General features: G+C 71.9%; 1 protein-coding gene, 3 tRNA genes and 1 pseudogene. 1 reads left to right on the plus strand and 4 read right to left on the minus strand.

From position 1 onward, the window contains the following. The 4 genes and pseudogenes from KS423_RS42490 to KS423_RS42505 all read right to left on the minus strand — a co-directional run. Positions 1 to 471 (minus strand): annotated as a pseudogene (locus KS423_RS42490) (hypothetical protein); the annotation flags it as partial. 353 nt (positions 472 to 824) lie between these two features. Further along, positions 825 to 900: transfer RNA gene (locus KS423_RS42495), tRNA-Arg, on the minus strand. Positions 901 to 931: 31 nt separating this feature from the next. Then, positions 932 to 1007: transfer RNA gene (locus tag KS423_RS42500), tRNA-Arg, on the minus strand. A gap of 195 nt (positions 1008 to 1202) precedes the next feature. Next, positions 1203 to 1296, minus strand: a tRNA-Ser gene (locus KS423_RS42505). 177 nt (positions 1297 to 1473) lie between these two features. Here KS423_RS42505 and KS423_RS42510 point away from each other — a divergent pair. Next, on the plus strand, positions 1474 to 2885 hold a 1412-nt coding region (locus tag KS423_RS42510), incomplete at its 3' end, for a PAS domain-containing protein (protein ID WP_224285051.1).

The following is a 2885-nucleotide window of genomic DNA, read 5'->3' on the forward strand; positions in this document are numbered from 1 at the left end:
CGGACCCGCCTTCGCGGACCCCGGCACCGCCGACGCACGGGACGCCGCCGGGCTCGACGCCGTCGCAGCGGTCGGGCTGGACCGGGCCGGAGCCGGTCGCGCCGGGCCGGCCGCGTCGACGCCCGGGAAGAGGTCGGAGACCACGTGCGAGGCGTTGCCGCGGGTCTGCGGGGCGTTGCCGAGTTCCTCGTCGACGGTGCCGGTATCCCCCGGCCGCATTCCGTCGGCATGGCGGACGGCATGGCGCCCTGCCGCGGACCGGTCCGCCGATTCGCCCGGCCCGGCGGTGACGCCCGTTCCCGGGGCGGCGTCGACATCGAACCCGGCCGAAAGCCCGGAGGGCGGCACCGCCCGCCCGGCGGACCGGGTACCGGGGGATCGGGCCACCGAGCGGGGGGCGTTCCACGTGGTCAGCAGCCCGCTCGCGAGGACGGCCAGGGCGACAGCCGTACGGGGAAACTGTCGGCTCATCCGGCTCTCCTTCGCGGTCGGCTGCCGGGACGGTGGGCAGTCTGCACAAGATCCGACGAAAAGGAATCACGATCCTGAGCCGGTCATACTGCGACACCTGTGCTTTTGGCCGTGTCCCACCCGTTTGGCGGCCATCCGGGCGGCAGGACGGGATGTACCCGAAACGACTGCATTTCATCCATTAGGCGACAATCGACACCACCCGGACGGACGTGGGAATGGGAGATCCGGGCCCATCGGGTGGACACCGGCCTCCGGAACGGGGCCATCCACCGGGAAACCCTGTTCGAATCGTCCGCCGGGCGCCCCGGGGAACGAGAGAAGCCCCCGGCCGGTGGCCGGGGGCTTCTCGATGGTGCGCTCAGCAGGATTCGAACCTGCAACCTCTTGATCCGTAGTCAAGTGCTCTATCCGTTGAGCTATGAGCGCAAGGAACGGGCGAACCCGATCTTGCGGTGGTTGGTGCGCTCAGCAGGATTCGAACCTGCAACCTCTTGATCCGTAGTCAAGTGCTCTATCCGTTGAGCTATGAGCGCTCGCCCTGGTGAACGGTGCCTCCGGGGCGTTGCGGGGACAACATTACATGACCTGCGGCGCAGGACGAAATCGGTTGCCCCGGCCCCCGCCCGGCCCCGCCGACGCCGCCCCCGGCCGACCCCGGGACGACCCCGGGACGACTCCGGGAACGCGAAGAGCCCCCGTCGACGAGATCGTCGACGGGGGCTCCCGACTGGCGGAGGCTGAGGGATTTGAACCCTCGATCAGGAATAACCCCGAAACCGCATTAGCAGTGCGGCGCCATAGACCGGACTAGGCGAAGCCTCCCCACATGGAGCGTACCCGCGTGAGCGGACCCGTTCCGTGTGTCAGTGATGATGCCACAACCGTGGGGCTCGGCACCAACCACCGCCAACGTTACTAGGCGGGTCGTCCTCGCCGCAAAGAAGAATGAGATACTGCCGTCTCCGGAGGAGCTGCCCCGAGCCGAGGAGACCTGTCGACGTGAGCAGCAGGCCGATCCGAGGCGCTGCTCGCCTCGCCGCCATACTCGACGCCCTGCCCGACGCGTTGCTGCTGGTGAACAGCAACGGCACCGTCGTGGACGCCAACAGCGCGGCGGTCCAGGCGTTGCAGGCACCGGGCACCTCGCTGGTCGGCATGGGCGTGCTGGGTCTGCTGCCCGAGTTCGACCCCAGCCGCATCCCCGGCTCGATGCGCCCGGCCACCCGTGACAGCGACGCCCTCGACCGCCCGGTCCGGATGACCGCCCACCGCACCGACGGCACCACCTTCCCGGTCGAGGTCTCCGGCAACGACTTCGCCGACGACGGCGACGGCCGCGGCTACGCGCGCTCCCCGTACGACGCGTACCGCGAGAACTCGCCCTCCTCCTCCGACCTGCTCCTGCTGCTGGTCCGCGACCTCTCGGGCCGGCTCGGCGTCGAGGCCGAGCTGCGCCGCCAGCACAAACAGACCGAGATGATCCTGCGCGCCGCCGCCGAGGGCGTGCTCGGCGTGGACCTCGAAGGCCGCTGCGTGCTGGTCAACCCGGCCGCCGCGCACATCCTGGAGTACCGGGCGAGCGAGCTGGGCGGGCGCGAGCTGCACCCGCTGATCCAGCACTCCCGGGCCGACGGCACCCCGCTGGCGCTGGAGGAGTCGGCGCTGCTGGACACCCTGACCTCCGGGCGCAAGCACCGGGTGCGCGGCACCGTGCTGTGGCGCAAGGACGGCCGGCCGGTCACCGTCGACCTCACCACCGCCCCGGTCCGGGACGGCGACCAGCTGGTCGGCGCGGTGATGACCTTCACCGACCGCAGCCGCGAACTCGCCCTGGTCGCCCGCAACGAGCACCTCACCGCCGTCCTGGAGAGCGAGCTGGGCGGCGCGCTGAACGCGCTGAACCAGCGACTCGACGCGCTTGCCGCCGACCCGGCCGGCCAGCTCTGGCCGGAGGCGAACTGGACGCTGCGCCGGCTGGCCGCCGAGTGCCGCCGGTTCGGGAAGCTGATCGACGGGGTGCTCGACCACCAGCGCTGCGAGGCCGGCGAGAGCAGCGGCGCCGAGGTCAGGGACGGCAAGGACGGCAAGGAGCCCAAGGCTGGCAAGGACGGCAAGGACGGCAAGGACGGCAAGGACGGGCGGAAGGCCGCGTCCCGGGTGCCGGTGGGCCTGGACAAGGTGGTCCGCCGGGCCGTCGAGGAGGCCGGCGAACTGGTCGGCCCCGGCCGGGTGCGGTTCTCGGTGCACGCCGCCGCGGTCGAGGTGATCGCCGACGAACGGCGGCTGGCCCAGGCGCTGGCCCACCTGGTCGCCGACGTCAGCGGCGTCGGACTGGCCCTGGACGACCCCGCCGCTCCCTCCCCCGGCCTGGCCGTGCCCGGGCTGAACGGCGCCGCCGCGCCCGCACTGCC

Source organism: Streptomyces sp. LS1784, from assembly GCF_020103755.1.
GTDB lineage: Bacteria > Actinomycetota > Actinomycetes > Streptomycetales > Streptomycetaceae > Kitasatospora.